This window comes from Akkermansia sp. GGCC_0220, assembly GCF_017566105.1.
GTDB classification, from domain to species: domain Bacteria; phylum Verrucomicrobiota; class Verrucomicrobiia; order Verrucomicrobiales; family Akkermansiaceae; genus Akkermansia; species Akkermansia massiliensis.
Map to the genome: position 1 here is coordinate 1 of NZ_JABFCI010000019.1, position 25,545 is coordinate 25,545.

Here is a 25,545-nt window from a genome sequence, read left to right on the forward strand (position 1 = left end):
ATCCCGAACCTTTGCTGGTAAAGAGCTACCTGTGGGACCCGACGGAACCCATGGCCACACGCCTTTTGGCAGTGAACTGTTGGAAGAACAGCAGTAAGGAAATTGATAAACATTTTTACTTCATACACGATGCCATTAAAAATGTTACTTCCATCTTCGACGGACAGCAGACGAGAAGGGCTCTCTATGAATATGCATCCTTTGGTGATCTGCTGGCTACTGAAGGAGACATGGCTCAGGAAAACAAGTTTCGTTTTTCCTGTGAATATGTAGACGACGAACTGGGACTTGTGTATTATAATTACCGCTATCTCAATCCCACAGACGGAAGATGGATTAGCAGGGATCCTATCTCGGAACAGGGTGGGCGGAATTTGTATGGGTTTGTAAGAAATAATTCTATTATTGATTTTGATTTATTAGGAAAAATAACCTACCAAGAATGCACTAAAGAAGTTCAATATTTATTGAATAATCCTTCCGGATATCTAAAAGCTTCAATTAAAGCTATAAAAAGTAATAAAAAATGTGCATTTCCTTCAACGATATGTATGTGCAATCTGAATAAAAAGTCTACATTTTTAGGTGTTTATTATGCAATAAAAAATATCATAAATATTTATTACAATAAAATTAAAAACAAAACAACATTAGAGCAAATTTTAACACATGAATATATTCATGCATATCAGGAATGCGAAAGGCCTGGCAAGACAGGATGTAGAGAAATGGTAAAGAGAGAAATAGTAGCATATAAATATGATGGTAGATGTAAGGTTTTGCATAATACAATTCCTAATTTTGACGAATGTGTTAAAAAAGGTGCAACAAGGTCTGCAGCTCCTTCCTGTGGTGGAGAAACATCTGCAAGAAAAGTAGTAGATGAGATTTATCCTCAAATAAAAATATAGTTTATGAAAAAATATTCTATAGTATTATCTATATTATTTTTAATTACCTCGATTTCTCATGGGGAAGACAAAGATATAATTGAAATGCAAAAAAACACCTACAAAGAAATAGTAAAAATATCTAAATGTTGTAGCAGCATTAAATTATATTATTCCGACGACGAAGGAAAAAGAGAACTGGAGTTAAAAAATAACGATAAAGAACGTATAGCTAATCTACTGACAACTGTTTCTTATAAAAAACCATTAATAAATAAAGGTGTCCATGTATATCCTTCCTATTCTTTATCATTAAATATTATTAGCAAAAAGGAAGGAGAATACTCCATTGATATTACTCCAATGGGCGATATTCCGGAATATATGCCAATTGATCTTTCTGAGGATAGGAAAAAAACAATAAAAGAAATCATCAAACCATACATTAAACTTATTCTTTCGAAATAGAAAAATATAGGATTCTTTTTTATTGTAAACACAAATGCAATCATAAAATATTAATGGAATATATTCCATTAATTATTACTTAATTTCGATTCTCTTCTTCCTATCCCTGGTTCGCGTTTAATGAGATTCTATCTGATTTACAAAAAGTTATTTACTATTTCATGGATCTTAGCAAAAACAGAGGGATGACAGAACAGGTACAGGATGAGGAAACGGAAGAAATCAGAATCCTATTGGAAAATAAAAAGTCGAACTTTTAGTCAATTCCCGTTTTTTTAATCCTTGAAAACGGTAATAAAAAATTCTCGTAAAACAAGATTTCAACAAAGATTAATGCAATCCAGAAAAAGAAAAATATAACCCTTTCAAAGAAAGAGTTTCTCTACATAAAATACATTATCAAGTGGAAGATTTTTAAATTCAATTGCAATAATGAACGGACATATTTATTGATTTACATTATAATAAGATTTTCCAAGAAGGAAAAATGAAAAGGATATTTGCTAATTGTTTCGTTGTGTTCATTTGTTGCATTTTTTGGGGTTGATACTAGCCCAACCGATCCATGCCGACGCCAATTTGCTCTCTATGCCGTCTTCAAACAACAAGATGGTATTGGTGGAAATTAACCGGGAGGAGGTCAGCCACATTTACAGCTATCGGCGGCTGGTGGAATGGTGTGAAATGGAACGAAGCTTTAACTTGACCTCCCAGCTTTGGGAATTGAGTTTTGTACGCAGCTGCGGCGAGGAATTTGTAGAGGCCTACAACCGCAATACGATGCCTCCCCATCTATTATGGATGATGTTAAACCAGCCTCTTTGCCTTAATTATTTATGAACGGTCATGAGAAATCAACTGCCGGTCATACAGCGGGAATGGAGGTATTTATCTGCATTCCCGGAATGGCCCGGTTCCAAAGGATGGTTTCCAGTGCTGATCATTCCATTCAGTCAGGAACTCATTTTCCGCAATGGACGGCAACAATCCGCAAACCTGGGAAGCCACCCTTATTTATGCGTGGTTGTCCAGGGAATCGCATTGTTGGGCGAATACACCAGAAGGGATCAGCATGGAACGAATAAACGGTACGGCATTTTTTCCGCCGTTAACTGGACATTGATGTATGATGTAGAACATCATCGTTATGCAACTGAATTTCCAAGTACTGTCCAGGTATTTCATTTTAAACCTGAAAGCCGTCCCCTGACCATGAAGCAGGAGCCCGGTATACTTGATTACAACTGTCCTGTAGTCCTTCCTTTTGACCTGCCGGAAGATATGCCAACACCGGATGAAGTAAAATTCAAATGAATTTTATCCGGAGCGCGCCTTCTTTCCCTGCCGGAAGCCGCCGTGCGCTTCAGAGAGAATATAAGATCGTCAGGCAGTCAGCTTCCAGGGAGCCTGTCCATCAGCATTCCGCGCGCCATCTGGCCTGCTCCGTCTTGTAGAGCTTGTACGTGACGGCGTCCGCCAAGGCTTCCAGGCTGGCCTCAATGATGTTGTAGGAGACGCCCACCGTGGTCCAGGTGGCGACGCCGTCCGAGGATTCAATGAGCACGCGCACATTGGAGCCGGTGCCGTTTTCCTCCGCCGCGTCCGGAATGTTCGTCCGGGTGGGGGAGAGCACGCGCACCTTGTAGTCAATCAGGTGCATCTGTTCCAGTTCCGGGTACCAGCGCGTCAGGGCGCGGCGCAGGGCGCGGTCCAGCGCATGCACGGGGCCGAAGCCGCCGGCGGCGGTGTGCTCCACGTTGCCGTGGACGTCCAGCTTGAGGGAGGCTTCCACCATCATGTCCGGATCCATTTCATGGCGGGAGGTAAGCACCACGGTGCGCAGGATGTTGAAGTACGGCTTCAGCGCGCTGTCCGGCATGTGCCGCAGGAAGAGCAGTTCCGCGCTGGCCGGGGCGGCCACGTAGTCATACCCCAGCGCAGCGTTTTTTTTCACGGCGGCGGAGAGCACGTCCAGAAGCGGGTCCCCTTTCTCCAGTTCAAAGCCCAGGGTACGGGACAGGGAAAGGATGTTGCTTTTGCCTCCCTGCTCCGTCATCAGCACGCGCTGGGCGTTCCCCACCAGGGAGGGGTCAATGTGCTCGTACAGGGCGGAGTCCTTCATGATGGCGCTCACATGCACGCCCCCCTTGTGGGCGAAGGCGGCGTTCCCCACAAAGGGCTGCCGCCGGAAGGGGGCCAGGTTGGACACTTCCGAAACGAAGGCGGCGGTGGATTTGAGGCGCGTCAGGGAGGCGTCACTGAGGCAGGAAAAGCCCTCCATCTTCAACTGAAGGTTGGGAATGACGGAGCACAAGTTGGCGTTTCCGCAGCGTTCCCCGATGCCGTTCACGGTGCCCTGCACCTGGACGGCCCCGCTGTTCACGGCGGCCAGGCTGTTGGCGACGGCCAGCTCGCAGTCATTGTGGGCGTGGATGCCCAGGGCGGCATGCGGAAGGCGTTCCCTGACCGTCCGGATGATGGAACCGATTTCCTCCGGCATGGTGCCTCCGTTGGTATCGCACAGGACCAGGCAGTCCGCGCCGTGCTCATGGGCGGCGCGGAGCACGGCCAGGGCGTATTCCGGGTCCCGCTTGAAGCCGTCAAAAAAGTGTTCCGCGTCAAAAAAAGCTTCTTCCAAATTCTTTTTAAGGAAGGAGATGGAGTTGCCGATGATTTCCAGATTGCGTTCCCGGGAGATGGCCAGCGCCACTTCCACATGGCGGGGGCAGGATTTCCCGAAGATGGCGGCCACCCGCGCGCCGCTGGAAACCAGGGCGTTCAGCGTGGGGTCCGTCTCCGGCGTACTGGACGGATGGTGCGTGCTGCCGAAGGCGGCCAGCTTCGCATTCCTGAGCTCCACGTCCTTCATGGCCTTGAAAAATTCCGTCTCCACCGGGTTGGCGCCGGGCCAGCCGCCCTCAATGTAGTCCATGCCCAGATAATCCAGCTGCCGGGCGATGCGGACCTTGTCCGTCGCACTCAAGTTGACGTCTTCACTCTGCGCTCCATCGCGCAGCGTGGTATCATAGAGGAAAATTTTGGTGGACATCGCCTTTGTTCATACATGCAAACGTGGTTCCGTTCAAGACCGGGGCCCGGTTTTTCCCCGGATGCAGACACGAAAAGCACAAGGCTTGAAGGGGGAGAGGGCTTCCGGTAGGATAGCCGCTATGCGGTTACCCAGGCAGTTTTTCCATCTCCTTCTCCTTTTTCTTTCCGCGGCCCTTCCCTCTCCGGCGGATTCTTCCACCCACCCTTTTCTGGACAAGAGCCGCCCCATTTGCTGGAACCGCCTGACCCCGGACAGGCTGGAACCGGACATCCGGGAAGCGATGCGCCTCACCCGGTCCGCCGTGGAAGAGATCAGCCGTCTCCAACCGGAGGAAATGACGTTTGAAAACACGTTCGGCGCCCTGGAATGCAGCAATGACCTCCTCATGGAAGGCATGCGCAAGGCCTATGTCCTGAAAAGCCTGTGCGACAGCGCGGAACTGCGCAAGGCCATGGATTCGGTTGCGCCCCGCGTGTCCGCCTTCCTTTCCTCCGTCACGAAGGACCAGGCCCTGTGGAACGTCCTGAAAACCGCTGAGGAACGCCTGCGGCAGACCAATCCGGGCCCGGAACAGAAACGGTACATGGAGCTGACCATGCAGAGCTTCCGGGACAACGGGGCGGACCTGCCGCCGGACAAGCGCGCGCGGCTTGAGGCAATTGACAGGGAATTGACTCTCGCCTCACAGCGTTTCAACAATCTGTACATGGACGCGCGGAAGTCCTGGACCTGGACAGTGCGGGACGCCGCCTTTCTGGAAGGGATAGACAACAACGCTCTTCAACAGGCGCGGGAGGAGTTCCAGTCACGCAGCCCAGGCCATTCCGGCCCGGGCTGGACGTTTACGCTGGATTCCGCGGCTTCCGCCCGGGTGATGGAGAAGGCGCACTGCGAAGAATGCCGGAAGGATTTATGGGAACATCTCCAGACCGTCGCCACGGGAGCATGCGATACGGAACCCGTCATCCGGGAGATTCTTTCCCTGCGCCGTGAAAAGGCGCATTTGTGCGGGTATGGAACGTATCCGGATTACGCCCTGCGGGAGAGCATGGCGGGAAACGGGGAAAACGCCATGAAGTTCGTGAATGAGCTGCTGGACAAGGTAAAAGCCCCCTTTTTCCGTGAAATGGAAGCGCTGCGCCGACTCAAGGCCCGTCTCACGAGACAGGAAAACGCCCGTCTGAATCCCTGGGACGTGGCGTATTACACCAGTCTCCAGGCAAAGGAACAGTTCCGGCTGGACCAGGAGGAACTGCGCCGTTACTTCCCCCTTCCCCGCGTGCTGGACGGCCTGTTTTCCCTGGCGGAGCAGTTATACGGCATCCGCGTGGCGGAGGTTCCGGCAGGGGAAGGCGCAGGAGCCGTGGGGACCTGGCATCCGGACGTGCGCTTTTTCACCATTGAGGACGTCAGGGGCAACCGCCTGGGATCCTTTTACCTGGACCTCTTTTCCCGCAAAAGCAAAAGGGCCGGAGCATGGATGAACGCGCTGGACACGGGGAGCCCGGCCACGCGGGAAAACCCGGGCAAGCCCCGCCTGGGCATGGTCTGCCTGAACCTTCACCCCTCCGCAGAAGGAGCTGCGGTGCTTCTTTCACATCAGGAGACCAGGATTCTGTTCCATGAATTCGGCCATTTGCTGCACCTGATGTTTACCCGGGTTTCCATCCCCTCCCTGGCAGGGACCAGCGTGCCGCGGGATTTTGTGGAGGTTCCCTCCCAGTTCATGGAGAACTGGTGCTGGCATCCGGACGTGCTGAAAAGCTTCGCGCGCCATGAAAAAACGGGGCTCCCCATTCCGGAGGAAATGCTGCGCTCCCTGGACGCTTCCCGCGGCAATACTCCCGCCCTCGCCCTGGCCGGGCAGCTCCTGTACGCAAAAATGGACCTGGCCGTGCACACGGACCCGGAACGGTTCGCCGCCGGCCCCCTGGACGAGGTGGACGCCGCCGTAGCCGGAGACATGGATTATTTCAAGGATTTCAAACGAACCGGCAAGCTGCGCACGGCGCGCCATTTGTTTTCCTCCCCGGCGGGTTATGCCTCCTTTTACTTCGCCTACCGCTGGGCGGAAGTTCTGGACAAGGACATTTTCGAAGCTTTTGAACGGGCCGGAGGACCGGACAGGGAAACCGCCCGGAAATTCCGTAAGGCCATTCTGGAAAAGGGATATACAGTCCCGCCCATGCAGCAGTTCATGGATTTCATGGGCAGAAAACCACGCATGGACGCCATGCTCCGCAAGAGGCGGCTGGCCTCCTGAACGAAGGCGCGGAGAGGATCGCTGTTCCGCCTCCGCAGAGGAGCATGGAGGAGTCAACATATTATACATTTGTTTAATTAAATTATCCCTTCAATATGCAAAGGTTACGGATATTTCACAAGAATCAGAACACATCTTTGCGTTGACTTTATGAGAAAAAGAAGCAAAATTTGCTCGCTCTGCCGCATCTTCCGGCACCAGCTTGCAACCAACCGCATCCATTTATGTACAACAAGCCTTTGACGATTGCCGCCACAACTCTGCTCCTGTGCTCTCCGGTGATGATTTTAACTTCCTGTGAAGGGAAAAAGGATTCAGCAGGCCAGATGCCGGCGCTCGTTCCCGAAGTGCAGGTGACCAAGCTGGTAACCAGGGACGTTCCCATCAGGCAGGAGTGGGTGGGCACCCTGCGCGGTACGGAAGATGCTGAAATCCGCTCCCAGGTGACGGGATACCTTCTTTCCAAGGATTACAAGGACGGCGCCTATGTGAAGAAAGGCCAAGTGCTTTTCCAGATTGATCCCCGCCCGTTCCAGGCAACGCTGGACCAGGCCCAGGGGCGCCTGGAACAGTATGAAGCCACGCTGAAGAAGTACAAGCTGGACGTGGAACGCTACACGCCGCTGGTAAAGACCGGCTCCGTCAGCCGCAAGCAGCTGGATGACGCCCTGCAGCAGGTCCAGGAAACGGAAGCCGCCATCGCCACGGCAAAGGCCCAGGTGGACGAAGCGAAAATCAATCTTAAATTCACCACCATCACGGCCCCCATTTCCGGTCTGGCGGGCCTGGCAACTCCTTCCATCGGCAACCTGCTGACGCCCTCCAGCCCCAATCCGCTGACCACCATTTCCGCCATTGACCCCATCCGCGTGGACTTCTCCGTGAGTGAACAGGACTTCCTGAACTCCATGGACAGCAACCTGGCCAAGGAGAAGCACCTCAAGTTTGACGTCATTCTGGCCAACGGCACGGAATTCCCCATGCAGGGCGAACCCGTAGCCATTGACAGAAACGTGGACGCCCAGACCGGCACGATCAACATCGTGGGCCATATTCCCAATCCGAACCTGACGCTCCGTCCCGGCATGTTCGTCCGCGTCCGCGCCACGGTGAAGACTTTGGAAAACGCCACGCTGGTTCCCCCGCGCGCCATCCTCTCCGCCCAGAGCGCCAAATTCATCATTTATCTGGATGACAAGAACGTTCCCCACATGCAGGTGGTGAACCTCGGGCCCGTGGTGGACGGCATGCAGGTGATCAACATCGTTCCCATGCCGCACTCCTCCTTCACGAAGGACAGCCCCATCGTAGTGGAAGGAATCATGCAGGCGGCCAAGCTCCAGGGACAGTCCCCCGTGAAGCCCCTGCCCTACAAGCCTGTCGTTTCCCAGCCCGTCATGCCTTCCGTAGGAGCGCAGTCCTTTGAAAAGGCCAAGACGCCCGAAGGCATGAAGCACGACGAAGCCCAGCCCGCCGCCAAATAATCCCCCCCTCTCCTGGGAAGCCCCTCTCCCCTCCCCGCCTTTCCCGCGCACTCTCATGATTTAATACCATGTCCAGCTTCTTCATCAAACACCCGACCATCGCCATCGTCATCTCGATCGTGATGATCCTGCTCGGCGGACTGTCCCTGATGGGGCTCCCCATTGAGCAGTACCCGAACATCGTCCCGCCCACCATCAAGATGCAGGCGACCTATCCGGGCGCCAATGCGGAGACGGTGGCCAACTCCGTGGCCTCCCCCATTGAGCAATCCATTTCCGGCGTCGTGGGGATGGACTACATGACTTCCACCAACGCCAACAACGGCATCTGCTCCCTGAGCATCGTCTTTGAAGTGGGCACGGACCCCAACATGGACCAGACGCTGGCCTACATGCGCTACGGGCAGGCCACCGCCCAGATCCCTGCGGAAGTCTCCCAGATGGGCATCACCATCACCCAGTCCACGGGCAGCCCGCTGGCCGTAATCAACCTGTATTCCCCGGATGACAGCCTGAACGCCATCTTCCTGAGCAACTATGCGTACGTGAGCCTGGTGGACCCCGTGAAGCGCGTTCCCGGCGTGGGCGACGTGCAGGTGTTCGGCGCAGGACGCTACGCCATGCGCATCTGGCTGGACACCACCAAGATGGCCGCCCAGAACATCTCCGTGGGAGAAGTCCAGTCCGCCATCCGGGCGCAGAACACCGTGATTCCCGGCGGCCAGATCGGCGCGGAACCGGCCCCTCCCGGAACGGAATTCACGTACAGCATCCAGACCAAGGGCCGCCTCCAGACTGCGGAGGAATTCGGCAACATCATCATCCGTGCGGACGGGAACAAGCTCCTTTACCTGAAAGACATCGCCAAGGTGGAACTGGGTTCCCAGACCTACAACGTATCCAGTAAATACAACGGCAGGGATTCAGGCGCCATCGCCGTGTATGCCGCCCCCGGCTCCAACGCCATCAATACGGTGGACGCCCTGGTGAAGCTTTTTGAAGACCGCGCCCGCAGCTTCCCCGCCGGGATGGAGTACAACGTGACGCTGGACACCACGCTGGCCGTGCGCGCCTCCATTGAGGAAATCGAGCACACGCTGGTGGAAGCCCTCCTGCTGGTGGTGCTGGTGGTGTTCGTCTTCCTCCAGGGCTGGCGCGCCACGCTGATTCCGGCCATTGCCGTGCCGGTCTCCATCATCGCCACCTTCGCGCTGTTCCCGCTCCTGGGCTTCACCCTGAATACCATCTGTTTGATGGGCATGGTGCTGGCCATCGGCCTGGTGGTGGATGACGCCATCGTGGTGGTGGAAGCCGTTGAATCCCACATGGAACGCGGGCTGACTCCGCGCCAGGCGGCCTTCGCCGCCATGGAGGAAGTGTCCGGCCCCGTCATCGCCATCGCCCTGGTGCTGGCGGCGGTGTTCCTTCCCTCCCTGCTGCTGCCGGGCATTACGGGCACGCTGTTCCAGCAGTTTGCCGTGACCATCGCCATTTCCATGCTGATTTCCGCGTTCAACGCGCTAACGCTGTCCCCGGCCCTCTCCGCCATCCTGCTCAAGCCCAAGGACCCGAACAAGGGCGGTCCGCTGAAATTCTTCTACCGCATTTTCAACCGCGGTTATGACGCTACGGCCAGCGGCTACACCAAGGTGTGCCACTTCCTGACCCGCAAGCTCATCATCTCCATTCCCCTGCTGGCCCTGATCGCGTACGCCATCCTGCCCGTAGCCAAGCAGATTCCCAACGGCTTCCTGCCGGACGAAGACCAGGGTTACCTGTTCTCCGCCCTGATCATGCCGGAAGCCCGCTCCCTCCAGTTGACGACGGCCGCCGCGGACAAGGTTTCAGACCTCATCCGCCAGAACCCGAACGTGAAGGACGTGATCGCCATTTCCGGCTTCAGCCTGCTGACCGGGGTGCAGAGCACGAACAACGCCTTCTTCTTCGTCATGCTGAAGCCCTGGGAGGAACGCCCCAATCCGGACCAGAGCGCCAAGGCGGTCACCGCCCAGCTCAACGCCCTGCTGAGCACCAAGGTTCCGGAAGGCATCCCCATGTGCTTCCAGCCCCCGGCCATTGCAGGGGTGGGCTCCGCCAACGGCGTCACCTTCATGCTGGAAGACCGCGACGGCAAGGGCACGGAATACCTGGCGGAACAAACGGACATCTTTGTCAAGGAAGCAAGCAAGCTCCCGATATTCGACCCGCAGAAGAACGGCGGCGTGCGCAGCGTGATGTCCTTTGCCGTGGAGCAGAAGGACGTGCGGCTGGATGAAGAAAAGTGCGCCACGCTGGGCGTCAGCATCAGTGAGGCCAACAGCCTGCTCCAGGCCTACATGGGCTCCCTGTTCATCAACTACATCACCCTGTACGGCCAGCAATGGCAGGTGTACATCCAGGCGCAGGGCAGCGACCGCACCGGAACGGACATGCTCAAGAACTTCTATGTGAAGAATGACTCGGGCAGTTCCGTCCCCCTCTCCACTCTCGTGAAGATCACGGACATCAAGGGTCCGGAATTCCTGCTGCGCCAGAACCTGTACAACTCCTCCAAGCTCATGGTCACCCCGGCCCAGGGCTACTCCAACTCCCAGGCCATGGAAGCGCTGGAACAGACCTTTGAGGCCAGCATGCCCACGGACATGGGCTACAGCTACGCAGACATGAGCTATCAGGAACAAAAGATCCAGAACGGCATCGGCATCGTGCAGATCTTCCTGCTCTCCTCCGTCTTCGTCTTCCTGATCCTGGCGGCCCTGTATGAACGGTGGTCCCTGCCGCTCAGCATCTTCATGACGGTGCCCATCGCGGCCCTGGGCGCTTTCCTGGGCCTGTACTGGTTCGGGTATGAACTGAACCTGTACGCGCAGATCGGCCTGGTGATGCTCATCGGCCTGGCGGCCAAGAACGCCATCCTGATCGTGGAATTCGCCGTCATTGAAATGGAACGCGGCAAGACGCTGATGGAAGCCACGCTCTCCGCGGCCAGAATCCGTCTGCGCCCCATCCTGATGACCTCCTTCGCCTTCATCCTGGGCTGCGTTCCGCTGGCCCTGGCCTCCGGTTCCGGCGCCTACTCCCGCAACATCATCGGTATTGTGGTGATTGCCGGGATGACGATGGCGACGGTAGTGGGCGTCTTCCTGATCCCGTGCTCCTTCTACTTCATCATGAAGCTTTTCCGTGTCCGCATCGCCCGGAAGACGGTGGAAACGGAGGATCCGGATGAAATCATCGCCCGGAAGCACCTCTTCCATGAAGCCCATGAATCACTGAAAGGGTAAAAACCGCCCTTGAAACCATTTAAAAACAGACAAAACGCCATTATGCGACCGAACCAATACATCACACGCGCCATCCTGCTGGGCACGGCCATCACGGCTTCCTCCTGCATGATGGGTCCCGACTTCAAGCCGGTGGACATGCCCATGCCCACGGCGTTCAGAGGAGCCTCCGCGGCCACGGAGTCCATTGCGGACCTGCCCTGGTGGAAAGTTTTCAAGAACAAGGATCTCCAGGACCTCCTGACGGATACCTACCAAAACAACCGTGACCTGAAGGCCACCATGGCGCGCGTGGAAAAGGCCCGCCAGTACATCACCATCACGGAAGCCCCGCTCTTCCCGTGGGCGGATTATTCCGGCTCCCTCAGCAAGGGCTCCAACTACACCAGCGGCAACGTGGTCCAAACCTCCGCCGTTGGCAATACCTTGACGCCCGGATCCATTGACGCCGGCATCTCCTGGGAGCTGGACATCTGGGGCAAGACGCGCCGGATGACGGAAGCGGCCCGCGCAGACTACCTCGCTTCCGAAGAAGGCCAGCGCGCGCTCATGCTCTCCCTGCTCCGCCAGGTGGCCGACTCCTACCTCCAGCTCCTCCAGCTGGACGAACAGCTTGCCATTGTGCAGAAATCCGTGGAATCCTATTCCGAAAGCCTCCGCCTGTTCGACGAACAGCTTGAAGGCCAGGTGGGCGACAGGCTCCAGGTAGCCTCCGCCAAGGCCGCCCTGGCTTCCTCCCAGGCACAGATTCCCGCCATCCAGGTGCAGATCGCCAATCTGGAAAACGCGGTCTCCGTCCTGGCCGGACGCGCTCCCGGCCGCATCCGCCGTTCCGGCAGCACCCGTGACATCGCCTACAACGTGAAGGTTCCCGCCGGCATTCCGGCCTACATCCTTTCCAGAAGGCCCGACGTCCGCCAGAGCGAATACCAGTTGCGCGCGGCCAACGCGGAAGTGGGCGTAGCCATTGCCAACTATTTCCCGACCATTTCCCTGACGGCGGCCGGCGGCCTAGCCTCCGCGGACCTGCGCCACGTGCAGGGCCGCCGCGGCGGCTGGGGCTTTGGAACCAACCTGACCGGCCCCCTCTTCCAGGCGGGCAAGCTGACGGCTTCCGAAAAGGCAGCCAAGGCCGAATTCCTGGCAGCCAGCAACGACTATGAACAGACGGTGCTGAACGCCCTGGCGGAAGTCTCCAGCACGCTCATCCAGCGGGCCAAGCTGCGCAATATCACCTCCATCCAGTCAGAGGCCGTGGAAGCCTACCAAACAGCGGTGAAGCTCTCCTTTGAGCGCTACCGCACGGGCCTTTCCAACTACATTGAAGTGCTGTACGCCCAGCAGAACCTGTACCCTGCGCAGATTCAGCTTTCCCAGTACTACTATCAGCACGCCAGCACGCTGGTTTCCCTGTACACGGCCCTGGGCGGCGGCTGGAACATGAGCCACAAGGCTATCATGGATGGCCCGCCCAAGCGATAAAAAACGCTCCTCCCTTAAAATCGGGAGTTTCCTTGACTGTTTTTTTCATTCCCCGGCAAGTACAAGCTTGCCGGGGAATTTGCTCTCCGGCGGAGCGGAAAACAGGCGCGCCGCCTTCCCAGTCCCTGGCAGGCCGGGCATCCGCGGTCTTCCCGCTTCCGGCAGAAGAGATTGATGAGTCCGGAGCGGGACGGTCAATGGATTATCCACTGCTTGCGCCGCTTCACGGATTGCCGGGCATCGCATCTCCTGCCCACCTCCTTTTTCCCTTTCCCCGGCTCGGGTTCCGCGGGGGACGGAAGCAGTTTTGGAATTGATTTGGAACCAATTCATTTACAATCAAGATAGCGTAAAAGAATTGCATCGTGTTTTTCAGGAATTAATTATCCACGATTTTTCTATTCCATAATTACGGGCAACTCCATACTGCTCCTGCTCTTACAGCTGATTTCAAGCGCCTGGGCGGATTCCTAATCCGTCAACAATTAAAAATATTAACGGTAAATGTATTGTTTATCATAAAATATTGATATTCATCATAATTTAAAAGATCTGGTCTTTTCAGGACAATTCCTTTTCCCATGATTCTCTAGCCTTTATCCATGCTTGCATTGGATGGGTCCACAAGCGGATTAGGAATTCGATAAAAAACGGACGTTCTCTTGCGCGGGAACATTTCTCCAATCCGTACAGCAATCAATATGAAGACCACATACCTGACCCTCCTGGCCGCCGTTCTGGGAGGCAGTCTATCCTTCGCCGCTTCCATCAATGGAATGGATTCCTCTTATTCAAAGGGTTACACCATTTATGACGGAAGCAACGGAGACACCCTGAATGTTTCCTCTCCCTCCGTGCCCGTGCATACCGGCTCCGGAGCCACTCCATGGACCATGGCCCTGACCATTTCCGACCTGGGCACCACCTCGGGGACGGATGTAGGCCTGCTGTTTACCTATAATACCACCTCCAATTACAAGAACCTGGAGGGGATGGGTTACCGGCTGACGGAGTCGGGAGACCTCACTCTATGCGCAGGCGGCTTTAACTACAACGGAGGCACGGCAGGCACCTCCCCCTGGAAAACGCAAACGCTTTCCGGCTATTCCGCAGGACAGGCCCTTACCCTGTTTTACACATACAATGACGGGAATGTCACTATTTCCGCCATGCTGGGGGACGATACGTCCACCCTGACCACTCTGGCCTCCCTGAACGGCTCCGGGGTCAAATTCGGCAGCGTCACCATGAACCAGCTCAATTTTTCCGCCAAGGACGGTTCCGGAAACACCTGGACTCCTCCGGACGGCGTCACCGGGGAATATACCCTGAACAATTTTGACCTGTACCTGGGAGCACTGACAGAAGACCAGATGAAAGAATACGCCTTGAGCGCCGTTCCGGAGCCGGCCGCGGCCTCCCTCGGCCTGCTGGGCCTGGGCATGCTGCTGGTACGCCGCCGGAGAGCCTAGCCTTTTCCAGCCACGGCCATCCCTGTCCATTTAGGGATGGCCGTTTTATTCACTTTTTTCAAACATCCGTTTCATTCCCCTGCTCCCCTTGATGAAAACCAGGCTCCCTCTCTCCCTCCTGGCCGCCCTGCTGGCGGTTTTCCCCTCCGCCATCGCCGCCCCTGCGGGCACGGACCTGGGCAACGTCATGTACGTAGGCGATTCCATCACCCACGGCATGAACAGCGGCACTTACCGCTGGGCCCTCCATAAAATATTTGCGGACAACGGCATTTCCTACCATGCGGAAGGCGTGAAAACCGGCAACTATTCCGGAGGCGTCACCGCGGGAACCTCCTACGGCGGCCAGGTTTTCAACAACGAACATTCCTCCCAGGCAAGCGCAAGGGCCTGGGAAATATCCGGCAGGAAAACCGGAAGCAGGTTTGACGGCTCCAACATCTCCAACTGGCTGGGGCTTTCCGATGCCAAAGCAAACGGAGCAGCCTACCAGGGCCCGACCTTCACGGGAACGGACACGCCGGATACCTTTTTCGTGATGATCGGCACCAACGACCTTCTCTCCGACGGCGACAATTCCACCCTGGACAGCCGTCTTGATTCAGTCACCCGGGATCTTCTGGCGGACATGGACGCCATCGTAGACACCATGCACGCCGCCAACGGCAGCGCGAACGTCATCGTTCTCACCATTCCCTGCTGGACCCAGCATTCCAACGGCAATTCGGACGCCACCCACCAGGCGGTGGAAACCTATAACGCCTCCCTGAATTCCTGGGGGCAGTCCAGGCAGGGCGTCACGGTCATCGACGTCAACAGAGGGATCATTGACGTGGCTTCCTCCAAGCCGTTTTACGGGGTGCGGTCCATGTTCAACAATCCCGCGGCGGACGGACTCCACCCCAACGCCCAGGGAGACCTGCTCATGGCTGGCAACATCGCCAAAGCCATGGGCTATGCGGGCCGCTCTGCCGGACAACTGCGCCGGGACGCCGGGGAAATGGCCGTCAACTTCCACCAGGGCGCAGGAGCGCCCGCATGGACCGGAGTGCAGAACCTGGCGGATGCGGGCTTTTCCGTATCCAACATTGGCGTGAACGCGGAAGGAATCAGCCTGGGACAGGCGGGGACAAGTTCCATTTCCCGGACATGGACGGAGGGAACGGCCCTGAAAAACGGCTTTACCTTTGATTTCAACCTGGTCCTGGGAGACGGGGCGGCAAACGGCTGGAATCTCTCGGACCAGTTCAGCGTCAGCCTTGGGAACGGCTCTTTTTACGGCACGCTCAACATTAACGAGGCCTATATCAAATGGGGGGATACCATCCTGTATTCCCTGGACATGTCCGCCAATACGGAAAACCTGCGCATGGCCTACGTCACGGGCAATGAGCAGGAAGGGCTGAAAGGCGGCTATTACGTCTGGCTGGGGGACATGCTGATCGGGGAAGCGCTTTCCGTCACCTCCGGTTCCGGCTGCAACGGCGTCATCATCCAGTATGACGGCAGCGGAAACGCCATCCTGAAAGACCTGTCCATGGACGGCACAGGATCGTATGCCCCACCCACTTCCGGGCTGGTCAATGAAGGGGACTCCTTTATTTCCGCCGGAGCGGACTCCGGGGGCTCGTCAGGCACTCCGGAGGGCAACATCGCGTGGCCGGAAACTGGCTTCACGCATTCCGCCGCCAACCAGAATTGCTCCGGCGTCTTCGATGCCCGCGCCCAGGCGGACGCCTCCTCCGGGAGGCAGGGAAACTCCGTGAACGTCACCATCACTTCCGGAAACGCCACGCATGTGTATGCCAGCACCGGCAATTATACGGGGGACGTCTGGCTGACCATCGCCAAGGAAGGGCAGGCCTCCGCCTGGTACGGGGCCCATGGAAATTCCGGAACGCTGAACGGGAATGCCGCCCTGCGCTTTACGGACGCCGCCACGGGCGGAAGCACCGTCTTCGGCGCCGTGAACGCCTCCGGCGTGACCGGAAACGTTTATCTGGAATTCTCCGCGGAAAACGCCTCCTTCGGCACCTTCACCAGCAATAACGCCTCCTCCGTGGTCGGATCCTATGCTACGGATATCAAGGGGAACGTGAACATCGTGATTAACTCCGGCTCCTTCTCCAGCCAAATCATGGGCGGCATTTACGCGAATGCCAACAACGGCACAACCACCATCGGGGGAGCCACGCACGTTTACGTCAACGGAGGCTCCATTAACGGAGACGTGATGGGGGGAGGCCTGACAGGCTGCATTTCCGGCGGTTCCAACGCCACCGTCACGGGCGGAGTCATCGCCGGCTCCGTTTACGGCGCAGGCAAGGGAGGCTCCATCCGGGAGGGAAGCGCGGTACGCGTTACAGGGGGCACCATCAAGGGAGATGTGTATGCGGGAGGCTCCGGCGGCACCGTTCAGGGAAATACGTCCGTCACCGTGGCCGGAAACTCCGCCACGCTTCACAACGGGAAGTCCTGGAGCAGCATCTCCGGGGGCGGTTCCGGCGGCGCCGTCAACGGCAGCTCCATCGTGCGCATCCAGGATCTTTCCTCCGGGACGGCGGCCTACGGTTTTGACAAGTATGCCGGAACCATCAGCGGCGGCACGAATGTGAGTGGCGGCAGAAGCCTGGTGCTGGACCATGTGACCGTGGAGCATTTCCAGGCTTCCCTGAGCGACTTCACCCATGTTTCCGCCGTCAACCAGACCCGCACCACGCTGGATTCCCTGGGAGGAGCGCTCACCGTGACCATTGAAGCCGGAAGCGGACTCGTCCTGAACGGAGTTTCAGACATGACCACGCTCATTCTTGGGGAACACGCCTCCCTGACTCTTCAGGGACTTACCGCGGACAAGGTCATCGTGGACATTACGGGCACCAGCCACTACACGCTTTCCCTGACGGAGATTCCCGCCAGTCTGGACAACATCAAATTCCTGAACAACGGCGTCCTGTACGATGCGGCCATGTCCACGGACCTCCAGGCCAATTCCGCCATGGTCTTCGCCCAGGCGCCGGAGCCGGGGAGCGCTTCCCTGGGTCTGGCCGGACTGGCCGCCCTGCTGTGGCGCAGGCGCAGAAAAATCTTCCATTAACGGCCCTTTGTTTTCTTCAGGCCCTGATGGACGAAAGAAGCCCCCGCAGGCGTATGCCGCGGGGGCTTCCCATGGAAGGAAACGAAAGAGGAGGCGCATTGCTACGCCCGCCGGGCGCTTCATGGAAGCGCAAGGCTTCAGGCTCCCCTGTTTTTAAACAGCTCCAGCGCAAGCTGGGACCAGGTTTCCAGCTTCTCAAACATCTCCCCGGACAGTTCCTCCGGGGCCACGAAACGGAGATTGGCCAGCGCGGCTTCATTCGCGCGCACCCGGTCTGTATCCAGCTCAAACAGATGGACGATGCCCAGATGCACGGCTCCCACGTCATTGGAATCGTCATTGATCACGCCTAGCACCCGCTGGGTGCAGCTCCCGTCAATAACCAGTTCCTCGCGGATTTCACGCTCCACCCCGGCCAGATAGGTGGAAACATCGTCATGGCCGGACTGGCGGTCCACCGGATTGATATGGCCGCCGATGCCGATGGAGCCCTTGTCATGCAGCCGGGCCTCACCGCCGGAGCCGCCGCGCGTGTAATGCAGGATGCGGCCCTGGTGGCAGAAAATGGCATAGGCGATGATCTGCTTGTGGGAGGGGTCGTTTTCCGCCGCCTCCCGGTCCATGAAGGAGGAGACCCCCGGCTTCATGAACGCATTCAGATAATGATCCCCGCCTTCCCGGTGTCCCTGGAAATAACCCGCTTCTTCAAACGTGGCGCGGGGAACCACCAGAACCTGTTCTCCATTGTAACGTGACATGGAGACACCCTACCCGTTTTGACCCCGCGCTCAACAAAAAAGGCGCGGAAACGGCAAATTTGAGCCCCTTCCGGAACGGCCCCGAACGGCTTTCCGCCTCAGGAAATATCCCGGACTTCCACGCCGTGGTTCCGGAACCGGCGCATGATGCTTTCCAATTGATCCGTGCTCATGAGCTTGAGCGGCAGCCACAGCACCAGCTTCTTGCCGAACAGGAACAGCAGGGCGTGGCGCGTCTTGCACAGGGTAGTGAAGCGGTCGTAGGGGATATTCATGGGCTCGACGTCCTTGCTGGAGAAAGTCATGTAATCCTCATGGAAGACGTAATCCTTTTCCTGATGGTACATGGGCACCTTCTTGTTCGCGGCCAGGGCGGCCTTCGCCAGAAAGGGAACGTAGAACCAGGACAGGATGATCGCCATCAGCGCCCCGGCCAGGGACAGCCACGCGAATATGGGCAGCGGGCGCAGGGAGAAGGAGTACAGCGTCATCAGCACAAAAAAGGCGGTGATGGCCAGATCCAGCGGTTTCTTCCACTTGGGGCGCACCGTATTGTACCACATCACCAGCACCTGGGTCGCCAGGCGGTCGGAAGGCACGGGCTTGACGAGTTTGATGACCTCTGAATCCTGCATCATGGCGGCAGGGTAGCTTCATTCCCGCGGAAGAGAAAGCCTAAAAACAGGCCGTTCCGCCGCGTTTGTGTCAAAAAAGCCGCGCCGGAAAGGCGCGGGGGTCCTTTTTGTCCGCCCCAATTCACAGGGAAAGCCTCCTTCCCCGTACGCAGGCCAGAATTTCCTTGATAATCATGGTTCCCTTCATAGAATTAAAAGCCAAAAGCCTTTAGCAGACCCGGTGGCAGACAATCTTCAAATTCACGTACGCACGTTCCAGCCCGCAACCACTCAGGAACAGGCTCTGGAAACCTTGACGGATTCCATGGCGGAAGTCCTTGACGAACGTCAGCTAAGGCACATCAAGAATGCGGTCCTTCTGCGCGAGGAAACGCAAACCACCTATCTGGACCACGGCCTGGCCGTCCCCCACGGGCGCACCAGCGCGCTGGACTCCATGCAAGTCACCGTAGGCATCAGTCCGGAAGGCGTCCTCTGGCCGGATGACGCACGCAATGCCCACCTCATCGTGATGCTGGGCGTTCCCACCGCCATGGTGACCGGCTACCTGACCACCATGCAGAAGCTGCTGCGGTGGCATAAAAACGCTCCCCTGGGCCCCAACGGGGAATGGACGGGAGACGAAGCCAGCCTGCTGGCGTCCCTTCAACACGCCCTGCAATGACGGACAAGAAGAACCAGCCTGCGGCGAAGACGCGCATTTCATGGTCATGGCTGCGCATGGCGCTGAGCCTGCGTGAAAAGGTCAAGCTGGGTGACAAGCAAGTCATCTTCATCTGGGCAGTCGTCGTCGGCGCGCTGGGCGCCCTGACGGCCCTTGTTTTTGAAATGGGGGTGGAACTGGTGCAGGACGTCCTGACGGGACGCACCAGCTACAAGCAAATCCAGGTCTTTCAGGAAATGGCCAGCCAGGACTGGGCCTGGTGCATCTTCGTTCCGGCGGCGGGCGGCCTGCTGGCCGGCCTCACCCTTCTCTTCACCCACCGCTTTGTCCCGGCCAAGGCCACGGAATACATGGAAGCCGTGGCGCTGGGCAACGGCTATGTGCCGCCCAAGCCCAGCCTGCTGCGCTCCCTGTCCGCCGTTTTCTCCGTAGGTTCCGGCGCCTCCATCGGCCGTGAAGGCCCGCTGGTGCAGGCCGCCGCCGTGGTGGGGTCCGCCCTGGGCCGCTTCTTCCATCTCTCCGCCCCGCGCCTGCGCCTGGTGGTTGCCTGCGCCGCCGCCTCCGGCATGTCCTCCGCCTTCCATACGCCCCTGGCCGGCGGCCTGTTCGTGAGTGAAATCGTGCTGGGCGCGCTGACCATTGACTTTCTCGCCCCCCTGCTGGTGGCGAGCTGCGCCGGATACTTCACCATGGGCCTGTTCCATGAACCGGCCCCCATCTACCAGCTCCAGCAGGAAGTGTCCCTGACGGGCAACCAGCATGTGCTCTGGTGCGTTCTGCTGGGCGCGCTGGCCTCCCTGGTCGCCAGCTTCTGGCTCCTGATCCTCAAAAAATCGCGCCAGTACCTGAACGGGAAGCGCCAGTGGCTTCCCGTGCGCCTGATGGCCGCAGGGATGCTGGTGGGCGTCATCGCCATCTTTTACCCGGAAATCGTGGGGAACGGCAAAAACATCATCACTTCCCTCATTCATTATGAATTTGACGCCACGAGGGCCGGCATCCTGCTATTCCTGAAAATCTTCACCGTCGCCATCGTCTTCGGCGTGGGTACGGTGGGGGGGGCCCTGACGCCCAGCCTGACCATCGGGAGCGTCTGCGGCTTCCTGTTCAGCGCGGCGCTCACCCAGCTCGGAGTTCCGGGGGACCATGCCATCGCCTATTCCCTGGTGGGCATGGCCGCCTTCTTCACCACGGCGGCCAACGCCCCCATCACCTCCCTGGTGCTGGTAGTGGAATTCACCATGGCCGGGCACATGATGTTCCCCCTGATCATCGGCGTTCTGGTCTCCTACGGCATGGCGAGGCTCACCAAGGCCCAGTCCATGTACCATGATTCCCTGGCCTTCGGACCCAGAAGCACCTTTGACAAGCCCCTGGCCCAGGTGCAGCTCCAGGACGTGGCGCGCAAGGACCCGCCCGTGGTCCACCCGCTGGATAAATTCGGCACGATTGCCTCCATGCTCATCAAGAACCCGGCGCAGCCCATCTTCGTCACCTCCCCGGCGGGCAAATACCTGGGCAGCGTGGTAGCGGAAGATGTGGCGGCCTTCGCCCGCAACAAGGAACTGGCCCAGGCCGTCCTGGCCATGGACGTGCTGCGCAGCGACATGCCCACGCTTCCCGCGGACATGCACCTTCCGGAAGCTCTGGGCATCTTCTCGCGCCCCCACTGCTCGGAATCCCTGGCGCTGGTGAACCCGAACAACGATCTGCTGCTGGGAGTGGTCAACAAGACGGACCTTTACCTGGTGCTCTCCGAAATCATGCGGCGGGAAAAGCTGCAATAGGAGAGGCGTTTTCCGGGCCGCGCCCTGGTTCCGGGAAGACCCGCGGGAAGCGCACCAGGCCCCAGGGGCTCTTAAAAAATACACGGACAAAGGCAACCCTCTCCGTTAATTCAAAGGAAGCCTTCTCTTTTCTCTTCGTCCGCTGGCTCCCTTTTTCTTTTCCGTCGCCGCATTGGCATGCGGCGCTCCCGACGGAATTCAGGGAATAAAACACCGCGGCCTTCTCCGGCGCCTCATTCCTCCGCAGACCTTTCATGAAAAAAGACGGGGAAACGCCGGCATGGCTGCGCCGCTGCCATCCGGGCAAAGGGCTTCCCGGTCTTTCCCGGCAGCATCCTGTCCGGCGTTCACCGGAGGCGGGCTCCCCCTTTCCGGAAACACGGACCCGCTTAAAAACGCATTTTTTCCACCCTCTTTTTTCGCAATAGGGGTCAGGTTAAAAATAACAACAAACTTGCATTTTTGACCTCATCCGGTACGCTTCCGGCATGAGCCGTACCCTGAGAATAGAATACCCTGGAGCGGTCTATCACGTGCAGAGCGAGGGCAACCGCGGAGACGCCATTTACCTGGATGACGAAGACAGGGAGACCTTTCTGCGCACTTTCCAGGAGGCGGCCCGCAGAAGCGGCTGGACCGTGTACGCCTATGCCCTGATGGCCAACCACTACCACATTCTCTTCCAGACCGCGCGCGCGAACCTGGTGGACGGCATGAAATGGCTCCAGACTGCCTACACCCAGCGTTTCAACGCGCGCCACCGCATGCGGGGCCACCTGTTTGCGGGCAGGTACCACGCCATGGTGGTGGAAGCGGAAAACGCCCACTATTTTTCCACCATCATCGACTATATCCATCTGAATCCGGCGCGGTCCGGCCTGGCACGCCGCCACACGTTCCTTTCCGGCTGCAAATGGACCAGCCTGCCCGCATGGCTGGACGCGCCCGCCAAAAGGCCCAAGTGGATTCATCCGGAGCGCGGCCTCGTCTGCTTTGGCTGCGACGACACGGACGACGGCCGCCAGAAGTACCTTAACCACCTGATGGGCCGCTTTGAAGCGGAACGCATGGACGAACGCTCCCTGCTCCCCGCCGGCCATGTGGGCCCCGGCACCGTCCAGCGGGGCTGGTGCTACGGCTCCAGCGCCTTTCGCGCCAGGCTGGTGGGCGAACTTCCCCGGCTGGCGCGCAGAAAGCCCGTCACGACGGGCATGCGCGCCTCGGAAATAGGGGAATACCAGGCGGAGATCATTGTGAAAAACGGCCTGAAAGCGTTCGGGCTCTCGGAGGAGGACTTGCTCGTCACGCCCTACAGCCATCCGTCCAAGCTCATCATTGCCCTGGCCGTCCGGCAAAGCACGCTGGTTCCGTACGCCTGGATCAGCAACCGCCTGCACATGGGCATTCCCAAATCCATGGGCACCCTGCTCCACCGGGCCAAGAAGATGGCGGAAACGGACTTGAAGACGCGGGCATGGATCGAACGCCTGACCGCCTGATTTTTCCCTGCGGGAGCGTCCAAAAGAAGCTTCTCCCGGCCCGTCACATGGAAAAATCCGGAGGGAGGGAACCATGCCGTCCCTCCGGACATCACCCCGTGACAGGATAAAGAACGCCGGAGCGAACGATGTTATGCCCTGCGCCGGCGCACCAGCATAGCGGCCAGCCCAAGCAATCCCATGGATGCCGAAGCCGGTTCCGGAACAACTGAAAACGCCATGGCCGCAACCCCGGCTTTCTGCCCTCCGATACGGAAATCAAGAGTATCCGCCGTCGCCTCCCCTGTCCATTTGACCAGGGTCAGCTTGCCGTTGGCGAAGGAAGGCGTGGACGAAAAACCGGTCCCGTCCGTTGCCGCGTATTCAAAGGTGCCGGTTCCCCCGGTCACGGTAGTGGCCCCCGGAGCGGCCACGATACTGGAAATGAACATGTAAAATGTCACCGTGTCTCCCACCGTCAGCCCCCCCAATTGAATGGAGGATGTGGTGGAGCCTCCGGCGCCGGGAGCCATGTAGGAGGACAGCGCACCGTAATCAAAAGAACCGAGGGTATTGACCAGATCCGTCATCGCCGCCTTGTTCTGGTAATAGGCGTAATAGGCAGGGTCACCCTCCCCGGGAGTTACGGCGGAAAGCTCCGTGTTAAAGAAATTCCCGGCGCTTTTAACGATTTTAAGCGTGTAGGGAGTATCGCTTCCGGAAGCGTCCGCCAAGGGGAGAACAGCCGCAGCATTGGAAGTGTACTGGTTCATGCCGTCTCTGCCTGGGCCATCCCTGTACACGTCCACAAAAACGGAAGCCGCCTGGGCGATGGAAAAAGCCCCTCCGGAAATAAGCAGGAATAATGTTTTCTTCATGGTTTTTGACTATTCTGACAATGGAGGCCAGTTTAAGGATTTTGAATCCGGACAATCACGCAAGACGCAGAAAACCGCCTGTTTATAAAAAATGTCCCGTCCATTCATCACAGGCGAATTCCGCCTATGGCACAGCGGCGTTTCCTGATAACTTTTTCTTTTTCATTCATTCCTTATTGACACCGGATTCAAAATCCGCCTCCGGGGAAAAAGAAGCCGGATTACCAGGTATGTCCTCCGGTTTCCACCCCCCGGAATATGCCGTATGAACGAATATCCATCGTCCATAGGGGTCAGTTTACAAATTACAACATGAAAAGATATTTTCTATTTTCCTGCTGACCCTTTACACTTTCCGGGGAAAAAAATGATTGCCAGTCCGCGCCGCGGAATGATAAACGAAAAGCGCGTGCGAAAAACCGCGCGTGAAGCGTCAACCCAAATACAACAACAGAGAAGATGGCACAGACATATTCCCAGCGCGTGCTCGACTTGGTGAAAACCAGGAACAGCCACGAAAAAGAATTCATCCAGGCCGTTCAGGAAGTGCTCAACACGATTGAGCCGGTTCTGGCCGCGAATTCCAAGTATGAAGCCCACGCGATTCTGGAACGGATCGTGGAACCGGAAAGAACCATCCTGTTCCGCGTGCCGTGGATCGACGACCAGGGCAAGGTTCAGGTGAACCGCGGGTACCGTGTGGAATTCAACAGCGCCATCGGGCCGTACAAGGGCGGCCTCCGCTTCCACCCCAGCGTGAACCTCGGCATTCTGAAGTTCCTGGGCTTTGAACAGGTTTTCAAAAACTCCCTCACCACCCTGCCCATGGGCGGCGGCAAGGGAGGCTCCGACTTCGACCCCAAGGGCAAGAGCGATAATGAAGTGATGCGCTTCTGCCAGAGCTTCATGACGGAACTCCAGCGCCACATCGGCGCGGATACGGACGTTCCCGCCGGGGACATCGGCGTGGGCGGCCGCGAGATCGGCTACCTCTTCGGCCAGTACAAGAGAATCCGCAATGAATTCACCGGCGTTCTCACCGGCAAGAGCCTGAACTGGGGCGGTTCCCTCATCCGTCCGGAAGCCACCGGCTACGGCTGCGTGTACTTCGCCCAGAACATGCTCGCCACCCGCAACGACGATTTGCAGGGCAAGGTTTGCCTGGTGTCCGGCTCCGGCAACGTGGCCCAGTACACGGTGGAAAAACTCAACGAACTGGGCGCGAAGCCCGTCACGATGTCCGACTCCAACGGCTACATTTACGATCCGGACGGCATTTCCCCGGAAAAACTGGCCTGGGTCATGGAACTCAAGAACAATCGCCGCGGCCGCATTGCGGAATACGTGAAGCAGTTCCCGAAGGCGCAGTACTTTGAAGGCCAGCGTCCCTGGAGCGTCCCGTGCGACTGCGCCTTCCCCTCCGCCACGCAGAACGAAATCAACGGAGAAGACGCCCGCACCCTCATCAAGAACGGCTGTACTCTGGTAGCGGAAGGCGCCAACATGCCCACGGACCTGGAAGGCATTGAAACCTACCTGGCCGCCAAAATCCTGTACGGCCCGGCCAAGGCGGCCAACGCCGGCGGCGTGGCCACCTCCGGTCTGGAAATGTCCCAGAACAGCCAGCGCCTCTCCTGGACGCGGGAGGAAGTGGACCACAAGCTGAAGAGCATCATGGCCAACATCCACGCGAACGCCCTGGCCCACGCCCAGGAATACTCTTCCGACAAATCCTTCACCAACTACGTCACCGGCGCCAACATTGCCGGCTTCGTGAAGGTGGCGGATTCCATGATCGACCAGGGAGTGGTTTGAGTCCCGGTTGTGACACACTTGCTGCCAACGTAAAACAC

General features: G+C 57.5%; 19 protein-coding genes. 15 read left to right on the top strand and 4 right to left on the bottom strand.

Annotation, left to right across the window (positions count from 1 at the left end; genetic code table 11):
- The 4 genes from HJW02_RS11590 to HJW02_RS11610 all read left to right on the top strand — a co-directional run.
- A partial coding sequence (locus HJW02_RS11590; RefSeq protein ID WP_208050643.1) for an RHS repeat-associated core domain-containing protein occupies positions 1-911 on the top strand: 911 nt, incomplete at its 5' end.
- Positions 912-914: 3 nt separating this feature from the next.
- Complete coding sequence (locus HJW02_RS11595; RefSeq protein ID WP_146018220.1) at positions 915-1,358, top strand: hypothetical protein; 444 nt, start codon at positions 915-917, stop codon at positions 1,356-1,358.
- 609 nt (positions 1,359-1,967) lie between these two features.
- Positions 1,968-2,198 carry a hypothetical protein gene (locus HJW02_RS11605; protein ID WP_146023782.1) on the top strand — a complete coding sequence of 77 codons (231 nt, stop codon included), beginning with the start codon at positions 1,968-1,970 and terminating at the stop codon, positions 2,196-2,198.
- Between the two features lie 6 nt (positions 2,199-2,204).
- A complete protein-coding gene (locus tag HJW02_RS11610) occupies positions 2,205-2,672 on the top strand; it encodes a hypothetical protein (protein WP_146018218.1) in 468 nt (155 codons plus the stop codon).
- A gap of 100 nt (positions 2,673-2,772) precedes the next feature.
- Here the strand turns inward: HJW02_RS11610 and cimA are convergent, their stop codons facing one another.
- Positions 2,773-4,407 (bottom strand): citramalate synthase, encoded by a 1,635-nt coding sequence (gene cimA / locus HJW02_RS11615; protein WP_102722259.1) that lies wholly within the window; start codon positions 4,405-4,407, stop codon positions 2,773-2,775.
- A 121-nt stretch (positions 4,408-4,528) separates the two neighbouring features.
- On the opposite strand from cimA, the gene HJW02_RS11620 reads away from it, so the two are divergent.
- From HJW02_RS11620 to HJW02_RS11645, 6 genes are all read left to right on the top strand, one after another.
- Positions 4,529-6,673 carry a M3 family metallopeptidase gene (locus HJW02_RS11620; RefSeq protein WP_180971055.1) on the top strand — a complete coding sequence of 715 codons (2,145 nt, stop codon included), beginning with the start codon at positions 4,529-4,531 and terminating at the stop codon, positions 6,671-6,673.
- A gap of 224 nt (positions 6,674-6,897) precedes the next feature.
- Positions 6,898-8,157 carry an efflux RND transporter periplasmic adaptor subunit gene (locus HJW02_RS11625; protein WP_102722257.1) on the top strand — a complete coding sequence of 420 codons (1,260 nt, stop codon included), beginning with the start codon at positions 6,898-6,900 and terminating at the stop codon, positions 8,155-8,157.
- 68 nt (positions 8,158-8,225) lie between these two features.
- A complete protein-coding gene (locus tag HJW02_RS11630; protein ID WP_022397992.1) occupies positions 8,226-11,441 on the top strand; it encodes an efflux RND transporter permease subunit in 3,216 nt (1,071 codons plus the stop codon).
- Positions 11,442-11,483: 42 nt separating this feature from the next.
- The gene (locus tag HJW02_RS11635) at positions 11,484-12,923 is read left to right on the top strand and encodes an efflux transporter outer membrane subunit (protein WP_102722256.1); all 1,440 of its coding nucleotides are present in this window, start codon (positions 11,484-11,486) and stop codon (positions 12,921-12,923) included.
- Positions 12,924-13,624: 701 nt separating this feature from the next.
- Positions 13,625-14,395 (top strand): PEP-CTERM sorting domain-containing protein, encoded by a 771-nt coding sequence (locus HJW02_RS11640; RefSeq protein WP_102722255.1) that lies wholly within the window; start codon positions 13,625-13,627, stop codon positions 14,393-14,395.
- Positions 14,396-14,486: 91 nt separating this feature from the next.
- Positions 14,487-17,492 (top strand): GDSL-type esterase/lipase family protein, encoded by a 3,006-nt coding sequence (locus HJW02_RS11645; protein ID WP_102722254.1) that lies wholly within the window; start codon positions 14,487-14,489, stop codon positions 17,490-17,492.
- A 137-nt stretch (positions 17,493-17,629) separates the two neighbouring features.
- Here HJW02_RS11645 and HJW02_RS11650 read toward each other — a convergent pair whose 3' ends face one another.
- Positions 17,630-18,250: a hypothetical protein gene (locus tag HJW02_RS11650; RefSeq protein WP_022397996.1), complete on the bottom strand. Its 621-nt coding sequence runs from the start codon at positions 18,248-18,250 to the stop codon at positions 17,630-17,632.
- Between the two features lie 98 nt (positions 18,251-18,348).
- Positions 18,349-18,888, bottom strand: a complete 540-nt coding sequence (locus tag HJW02_RS11655) for a YcxB family protein (protein WP_022397997.1) — start codon at positions 18,886-18,888, stop codon at positions 18,349-18,351.
- 217 nt (positions 18,889-19,105) lie between these two features.
- Between HJW02_RS11655 and HJW02_RS11660 the strand changes: the two genes are divergently transcribed.
- From HJW02_RS11660 to HJW02_RS11670, 3 genes are all read left to right on the top strand, one after another.
- Positions 19,106-19,549: a PTS sugar transporter subunit IIA gene (locus tag HJW02_RS11660; RefSeq protein ID WP_180971054.1), complete on the top strand. Its 444-nt coding sequence runs from the start codon at positions 19,106-19,108 to the stop codon at positions 19,547-19,549.
- Positions 19,546-21,336: a chloride channel protein gene (locus HJW02_RS11665; protein WP_022397999.1), complete on the top strand. Its 1,791-nt coding sequence runs from the start codon at positions 19,546-19,548 to the stop codon at positions 21,334-21,336. The genes HJW02_RS11660 and HJW02_RS11665 overlap by 4 nt, the downstream gene beginning before the upstream one ends.
- A gap of 488 nt (positions 21,337-21,824) precedes the next feature.
- Positions 21,825-22,835, top strand: a complete 1,011-nt coding sequence (locus HJW02_RS11670) for a transposase (RefSeq protein WP_102722250.1) — start codon at positions 21,825-21,827, stop codon at positions 22,833-22,835.
- A gap of 131 nt (positions 22,836-22,966) precedes the next feature.
- On the opposite strand, the gene HJW02_RS11675 is transcribed toward HJW02_RS11670, so the two are convergent.
- Complete coding sequence (locus HJW02_RS11675; protein ID WP_102722249.1) at positions 22,967-23,692, bottom strand: PEP-CTERM sorting domain-containing protein; 726 nt, start codon at positions 23,690-23,692, stop codon at positions 22,967-22,969.
- A gap of 20 nt (positions 23,693-23,712) precedes the next feature.
- Here HJW02_RS11675 and HJW02_RS11680 point away from each other — a divergent pair, with 20 nt between their 5' ends.
- Together HJW02_RS11680 and gdhA are read left to right on the top strand one after the other, a co-directional pair.
- Positions 23,713-23,961 carry a hypothetical protein gene (locus HJW02_RS11680; protein ID WP_146018216.1) on the top strand — a complete coding sequence of 83 codons (249 nt, stop codon included), beginning with the start codon at positions 23,713-23,715 and terminating at the stop codon, positions 23,959-23,961.
- 190 nt (positions 23,962-24,151) lie between these two features.
- On the top strand, positions 24,152-25,507 hold the full coding sequence (gene gdhA / locus HJW02_RS11685; protein ID WP_102722248.1) for an NADP-specific glutamate dehydrogenase: 1,356 nt from the start codon (positions 24,152-24,154) through the stop codon (positions 25,505-25,507).
- Positions 25,508-25,545 lie beyond the last annotated feature (38 nt).